This is a genomic window from uncultured Shimia sp., from assembly GCF_947498095.1.
Taxonomy (GTDB): domain Bacteria; phylum Pseudomonadota; class Alphaproteobacteria; order Rhodobacterales; family Rhodobacteraceae; genus Shimia.
The window spans coordinates 95,727-103,060 of the sequence record NZ_CANMJE010000010.1; the positions used below are offsets into that span (position 1 = coordinate 95,727).

Below are 7,334 nucleotides of genomic sequence, written 5' to 3' on the forward strand. Positions count from 1 at the left end.
GGCTCTTTTTAGGCAATGATACATGTGGCCAAAGCCAAAGTCACCGATTGAATCGGCGCCGCAAGCTTGGTCGCGAATTCCCGCTACCGGGCTAAACCTTTAGAAGGTCACATCAACTGCGGTTTGGATCCAGCGCGTCACGCAGCCCGTCACCAAAAAAGTTGAAGGCGAGCACGATGATGACGATTGGTAACATCGGGATCGCCGTCCACGGGTAGATCTCAATCGACGCAAGGTTTTGCGCATCGTTCAACATCACGCCCCAACTGACCGCCGGTGCCCGCAATCCAAGCCCGAGGAACGACAAGGCCGTTTCACCAAGGATCATCGCCGGTATCGACAGCGTCGCCGAGGCAATCAGGTGGCTGAGAAAGTTCGGCAACAGGTGTTTGCCAATAACGCGGGATGGTTTGGCGCCCATCATCTCGGCGGCCCGGACAAACTCTTCTTCGCGCAGCGATAAGAACTTGGACCTGACGGCCCTCGCCAAACCGGGCCAATCCAATATCCCCAGAATTATCGATATGATGAAGAAAACCGCTACCGGACTCCAATGCGATGGGACCGCTGCGGAAAGAGCCAACCACAACGGCAATTCCGGCAGGCTGCGCAAAATCTCAATGACGCGGTTGATGATCCAGTCAAGGAAACCACCAAAGTAGCCAGCGATACTGCCCAGAATGATGCCAATAAAAAAGGAAACTGTAATGCCGACCAAACCTACCGTCAGCGACAGTTGCGCGCCGTATAGGATGCGTGAGAACACGTCCCGTCCCAGCCTGTCTGCGCCCAGCAGAAAGACGGTCGCGCCTTCTGGCGCGCAGAACAAGTGTCTGTTGGTCTTGATAAATCCGGCAAGTTTGTAATAGGACGCCTCGCAGAAAAACTCGAGCTTTGCAGGGTTGTCGTAATCCCGGATGTACTCCCAGCTAAAGGTCTCCAAATTTACCTCGGCGGTAATCGGATAAACGTAAGGCCCGATCAGCGAACCCTCGTGGAAGAGATGAATGCCTTGTGGCGCGCCATAAAGGTGGTCAGGCGCCCTTTCATTCGCCGTGTAAGGCGAAATGAAACCCGCAAAGGGCAGCATCAGGTACGAAAACAGCAGGAACAGCGCTGAGACCAATCCCAGTTTGTGCTCGCGGAACCGACGCCACACCAATCGGGTGTTAGACACATCCAGATCCGCGTTGCGTGCCTCTTCACCAAGGTCACGCTCATAGGGGCGGTCGTCGACATAGCGTCCGTCAGGCAAAGTGCTCATGATGACCGCCCTCCGAACCGAATTCGAGGATCAAGAAGCGCCAGCAGCAGGTCTGAGATCAACGTGCCGATCAACGTCAGCAAAGCCACGAACATCAACACGAAGGCCGACAAGAACAGGTCCTGCGATTTCAATGCGGTCAGCAACACCGGCCCGATGGTCTGCAATCCAAGAACCACGGACACAAGAACCGAGCCGGACACCATCGCTGGCAACAGGGTTCCGATATCTGCCACGAAGGGGTTGAACGCGACCCGCAGCGGGTATTTTACCAGCATCCGGCTCTCGCTCATGCCCTTGGCGCGGGCGGTTTCGACATAGGGCTTGCCCAACTCGTCCAAGAGGTTGGCCCGCAATCGTTGCATCATCGCTGCCGCGCCAGAGGTGCCGATGACAAAGGTCGGGATGATAAGGTGCACCAGAACTGATTTCATCTTTTCAAAGCTCATAGGCTCGCCTTCGAACTTTGGATCCATCAGGCCGCCAATCGGCAAGTTGAGATAGCGGTTGCCGTAATAAAACAGGATCAATGCGAGCAGAAAGTTCGGCGTTGCAAGTCCCAGGTACCCCACAAAGGCAGAGGTATAATCGATCCAGGTCTTGGCACGCGCTGCGGCGATGACCCCCAAAGGCAAGGCCACCATGTAGACGAACAGGATCGCGGCAAGGTTCACCAGAACCGTAAGCCACAGCGCACCACCAACAAGCTCTGCCACGGGGCGGTCAAATTCAAACGACCAGCCAAATTCCCCCTGAAGCAGCCCTGAAAACCCATGCGGGCCGGGCGCAAAGCCCATCCAGATCAGGTATTGCTCCCACAGCGGGCGATCCAAGGCATATTCCTGCCGCAAAAACTCGGCCTTGGCCACGCCCGAGGATTGGCCCGTGGCGCGCAACTCATTGATTTGATTGGACAGGTAATCACCGGGCGGCAAGTTGATAATGATAAAGATCAGCACCGACACGACCACGAGGGTCGCCAGCATTGTAAAGAGCCTGAAGACTGCAAAGCGCAGCATTGCCATCGACGTGTCCCCCTACCGATCGAACCAGAATTCATCCGGGCGATGCACCCCGAAATGTGCGCCCGGAGACCAGGCCCAGATGGCCTTTTGCGGGACATTGATAAGGTCGTTATTCACCACGACCGGTTGCCGAGCACCGGACAAAAGCCCAATCGCAAAAACCTGATCCGCGTGAATATCAACGATCTCCTGCCAAATATCACCCCGTTTGGCCTCGGACGTGGATTGCTTCCACGCCGCCGCCAGTTCCATCAATCGGATGGCTTCGGGCATATCAGGTGCCTCACCCGCCTCGCCGTGGGTCTGATAGTATTGACCCCACTTGGGCCAGGCAAAAAACTCTTGCTGTTGTGGCACGGCAAACATGGGCGGGGTAGAGGGTTGCGGCAGACCATTGTCCCAGCCGAACCAGACCGCCGACTGCGTTTGCCCCGAATACACACGATTGCGCAGGATATCGCGTTCAAGCGGGCGCATGATCATTTTGACACCGATATCGCGCCAGTTATCGACCACGATTTGCAGTGCGTTTTCAACCTCTTGCCGTTCTCCTGCGGTCTCAACAACCAACCAGAGGGGGCGTCCGTCCGGCAACAGCCGTTGGCCTTCGCGGTTACGCTCGGTCAGGCCAATTTCATCCAGCAGCGCGTTGGCTTTCTCTGGATCAAATTCCGCCCAAGCTGTCAGGTTTTCCGGTTTGTGAAACGGGCTCTGCGGCAGAACCGTCATATTGCCTTCGTGAGCAAGACCAAAATACAAGGCTTTGTTGATGATCTTGCGGTCAATCGACAGCGACAGAGCCCGGCGGAAACGCACATCGCGCATCAAGTTACGCCAGCCGTCATCATTATAGTTCAGGTTCAGATAGATCGCGATTTGTGAGGCGGTTCCGTTCTTCCACAACTCGGTGTGATAGCCGCCCATGGCCTCGCCCTTTTTGAGGACCGCGATGTCCTTAAAATCCAGGCCGCGCGCCTGAAGATCAACCTCACCGGCATTGGCTTTGGCCGCCACCAGCCCGCTGCTGACAACATTCATTTCAATAATGTCGAGATAGGGCAGCTGGGTGCCTTTGGTATCCACGCGGTGATAGAATGGGTTCTTTACAAAGAGATAGCGGCTTTTTGCATCTTTGGTGGCCAGCATCCAGGGCTGCAGGGTCGGCAGATCGGCATTGTCGAACTTGTACATATTGTCCGACTTATTGTGCAGGGCGGCCCAACTGCGGACACGCTTTGCGCGCAGCTCTGCCCGCAAAGAGTCTTCGTCGGCATATTTTGCGTGGAAGCGTTTCAGAAAGTGCGCGGGTCGATAGATGAAAGGCGGTCGCGCCTCGGCCAGTTGCTGCACAAATTCCGGGTTGGGACCGGACCATTCATAAATCACCGTGTTCTCGTCAGGGAAAGTGACCGTCGGCAACTCGTCATCCACCCTCAGGAACTCCAGCGGTCCTGACGGGGACAGGTCGGGGTTGTTGGCAACATCCTCCCACCAATACCGGAAGTCTTCTGATGTGAAGGGATGACCGTCTGACCAGCGGTGCCCCGGACGCAAACGCAGCGTAAACTTGCGATTGTCCTCAATATCGAGTGCGGCCAGAATGTCCGGCCTGATTTCGTAGGTCTCGTCATAGCCCACCAGACGCGCGTAGCCATAGACCACCATCTGGCGAACATCTTTTGACCGCGTCACCAGTGTGCGCAGGGTTCCCCCCTGTCTTCCGGTCACCCGGCCCTTTGCTTCAAGATCAACGACCAGTGGCACATAGGGCAACCGCTCGGCGATCGGTGGCAATGAGCCCGCGTCGACGTCCGTCTGCCAAAAGCTGCTTTCGGTGTATTGTGCGGAGGCCAGGGTCGCCGCGAAAATCGCGCAGGCAATCATCAGGAAACGGTTAAGCATAGCAGCGCACCTTATGTCCAAGGCCCATCTCAGTCAGGGGCGGCACGCTGGTGCCATCGAACCGATACGCCTCGGGCCAAGTGGACGGAGACCCAGCGCCCTGGGCCACAATCTTGAGGTTGATCGGACGGTTGATATCCGGCTCTGGCTGGGCTGCCAGCAAAGCCTTGGTATAGGGGTGTTGCGGGTTGTGGAACAACACTTCGGTTGGCCCTTGCTCGACCACCAATCCTTCGCGCATCACTGCAACTTCATCGGCAATCCGGGCCACGACGGCAAGGTCGTGACTGATGAACATGTAAGAGAGGTTCAGGCGGTCGCGGATTTCTTCCAGCAGCTGTAGAACCTGTTCTTGAACGGAAACATCCAGTGCCGATGTCGGCTCGTCACACACCAGGAACGTCGGCCCAAGCATCAAAGCCCGCGCAATGGACAGGCGTTGGCGCTGACCGCCTGAAAAGGCATGTGGATAGCGGGTCAGCATGTTTGGGCTTAACCCAACCCAGCGCAGCATCTCTGCAGCGCGATCAACCCGTTCAGGGCGCGTGCCCAGCTTGTGGATGTCCATCGGTTCGCACAGCGCGTCCTTAACCCGCATTCGCGGGTTCAAGGTCGAATAGGGGTCCTGAAACACCATCTGCGCCTGCCGCTGAAACGCCAGCCGCGCCGACGTATCCAAGTCTTGCAAGTTAACCGTATCGGCGTCCGGCTTAGCCCGGAACAGGATTTCCGCACCCGGATCGGCGCGTTCAGCGCCCAGCGCCATGCGTGCACAGGTGGTTTTGCCCGAGCCGGATTCCCCGACAACCGCAAGGGTCCTGCCGCGCTCGACGCCAAATTCAATCCCTCGCACGGCCTGAACGTGGATCTTGGGGTGCCAGGCGGCCTTGCCTTTGAGGGTGTAGGTCTTGGACACATTGCGCATCTCAAGAATGTAGTCCGGTTTGTCCTCGCGTGAGACTTCCTCACCGGAGTCTGGAATCTTCGGGGCAGCTGCGAACAAATCTTTGGTGTAGCCATGTTGCGGATCGCCCAAGACCAATGGGGCAGGTCCGGCTTCCATGACGCGGCCCCGGTTCATCACCGTAACCGTGTCGGCGAGATTGGCCACGACCCCAAGGTCATGGGTGACAAGGATCATCGCCATGCCGTTATCTTGCTGAATCTCTTTGATCAGCCCGAGGACCTGAGCCTGAGTTGTCACATCCAGTGCCGTCGTGGGCTCATCTGCGATCAACAGATCTGGCTTACCAACTACTGCCATCGCGATCATGGCGCGCTGACGCATGCCGCCAGACAGCTCAAATGGGTAAGACTGATAGATGCGCTCAGGATCGGCGAATCCCACCCGCTCAAATGTCTCAATCACGCGCTTGTATGCGCCTTGGCCTTTTGCCGTACCATGCAGGCGCAGCACTTCGATCACCTGATTGCCAATTCTGTGCAGCGGCGACAGGGACCGCATCGGCTCCTGAAAGATCATGGAAATGCGATTGCCGCGAATGTCGCACATCGCTCTTTCGCTCAGCCCCATCAAATCGACCGGGCCATTCGAACCATCAAACACGACCGAGCCGGAATGCACTTGCGCCACTTCCGGCAGGATCCGCAACGCCGCTCGGCAACTAAGAGTTTTTCCCGAGCCGGACTCGCCAACCAGTGCCAGCGTTTCCCCCGGTTCAACCGAAAACCCGACGTCTTCAACAACGGGAGCAGCATTACCAAATCCAATGGTAAGCCCCTCTACCTTCATCAATGCACTCACGTCGTCTCCCCTGCCCGTCTTTCCGACCTGTTCATCTTGTTCCGGGCGCGTGCCATCGGTCCCTGCTGAGTGAAGCACGTTTTGTCGCACGCGGGCAACCCGCTTGCCCCGAAGTCTGCACCTTAACTGTCGAAAGATGTTCTATTCGATCACAAGACTGTTATTGCCGACAAATCTGAGCTAGGACCAAAATCGACCCAAAGCCCAAAGGAACCCTTATGAGCCGCCTTGATGTTTTTATTAATCGAATGGTCTCGCAACGTGCGTGTCTGGACCATGCCATCGCCGAAACACGTGGCATGTCAGGGCCAGTTTTTGAACTGGGGCTTGGTAACGGACGCACCTTTGACCACCTGCGCGCCAACATCCAAGAGCGGGACATTTTCGTGTTCGAGCGCAAAGTCGAATCCAATCCTGCTTCCACGCCAGACCCAGAGCAAACATTGCTGGGAGACGTCATGGAGACGCTGCCCGCTGCCTTGGAGCGATTTGGCGCAACCGCGACGTTGGTTCATGCAGATCTTGGCGGACATAACCTTGAAAAAAATGACATTTTCGCCCGCAAAGTGTCTCCGTTGATCGAACCGATTCTTGCGGTTGGTGGACTCATGGTGTCCAGTGACCGGATGTACTTTGATGATCTGGTCAAACAACCGCTGCCCAAGGAGGCCATCCCTGGCCGGTGTTTCATCTATCGCCGCGAAGCTTGATAGCAAACTCAATTTCCGAGACCGAAACCGCACGCCCAACCGCCGCAAAGATTAGATAAACAAACACAACGATGCACCAGACCAACGCCAAATCACGCCCGAACGCGACAAAGCACGTGCTTTCTCGCTTTGCGGCTTTGACGTGTTTGGTTCTTGTTGCAGCAATGTCCAATTTCGGGGCGGCCCATGCGGACGCATCGCTCAGTCTTTCTGGCTCAAAAACCTCAACCGCTTTACCGATGGCGCGGGAGAATTGGCCCCAGCCCGCCGACACGCACCAGGTTTTTTTCATCCAACGCAGCATGAACCGAAACACGGTGGTCTACACGGCGCAATTCGATTCGAGTGGAAACCTGAAATCTGACCCGATTCACGCTTATTGGCGTCGTTTCGCGGAACAAGGTCAAACCAAACCCCTGAAGATGGTGGAACGGCTGTTTGCCTATGGCGTCAAAACCAGTGAAAACCGAGCGCAAAACTTCTGGGATGTGCGATTCGCCGCTTTGGCAGAGCTACGCGCCGAGATGCGCCAGTCCGGCCCTTTCAAAGCTGACCTTTGGGCCACTATCAACGACCAAAACTATAGGCTGGTTGAGCCTCCCCATCTGAATGGGTCCACCGTTAAGGTTAGGAAACGGAGGACTAAGAATGGCAAACAAGCGACTGAA

7 protein-coding genes are annotated in these 7,334 nt (G+C 56.4%); 2 read left to right on the forward strand and 5 right to left on the reverse strand.

Features of this window, described 5'->3' with window-relative positions; genetic code table 11:
* Positions 1-112: 112 nt before the first annotated feature.
* The 4 genes from Q0932_RS16430 to Q0932_RS16445 are packed head-to-tail and all read right to left on the reverse strand — an operon-like array spanning position 113 to position 5,956.
* Positions 113-1,264, reverse strand: coding sequence for an ABC transporter permease (locus Q0932_RS16430; RefSeq protein ID WP_299355601.1), 1,152 nt, complete (start codon positions 1,262-1,264; stop codon positions 113-115).
* The gene (locus Q0932_RS16435) at positions 1,261-2,289 is read right to left on the reverse strand and encodes an ABC transporter permease (RefSeq protein ID WP_299355606.1); all 1,029 of its coding nucleotides are present in this window, start codon (positions 2,287-2,289) and stop codon (positions 1,261-1,263) included. Before Q0932_RS16435 ends, Q0932_RS16430 begins: the two co-directional genes overlap by 4 nt.
* A 12-nt stretch (positions 2,290-2,301) precedes the next feature.
* Entirely contained in the window at positions 2,302-4,173 is a 1,872-nt protein-coding gene (locus Q0932_RS16440) for an ABC transporter substrate-binding protein (RefSeq protein ID WP_299355621.1), read from the reverse strand.
* Between the two features lie 10 nt (positions 4,174-4,183).
* Complete coding sequence (locus tag Q0932_RS16445; RefSeq protein ID WP_299355609.1) at positions 4,184-5,956, reverse strand: ABC transporter ATP-binding protein; 1,773 nt, start codon at positions 5,954-5,956, stop codon at positions 4,184-4,186.
* Between the two features lie 218 nt (positions 5,957-6,174).
* Here Q0932_RS16445 and Q0932_RS16450 point away from each other — a divergent pair, with 218 nt between their 5' ends.
* Positions 6,175-6,666, forward strand: a complete 492-nt coding sequence (locus Q0932_RS16450) for a class I SAM-dependent methyltransferase (protein WP_299355611.1) — start codon at positions 6,175-6,177, stop codon at positions 6,664-6,666.
* Here the strand turns inward: Q0932_RS16450 and Q0932_RS16455 are convergent.
* Positions 6,644-6,958 (reverse strand): hypothetical protein, encoded by a 315-nt coding sequence (locus Q0932_RS16455; RefSeq protein ID WP_299355614.1) that lies wholly within the window; start codon positions 6,956-6,958, stop codon positions 6,644-6,646. The genes Q0932_RS16450 and Q0932_RS16455 overlap by 23 nt on opposite strands.
* Before the next feature lie 10 nt (positions 6,959-6,968).
* Here Q0932_RS16455 and Q0932_RS16460 point away from each other — a divergent pair.
* Positions 6,969-7,334, forward strand: a 366-nt coding sequence (locus Q0932_RS16460; protein WP_299355617.1) for a DUF4833 domain-containing protein, incomplete at its 3' end; no start/stop codon positions are given.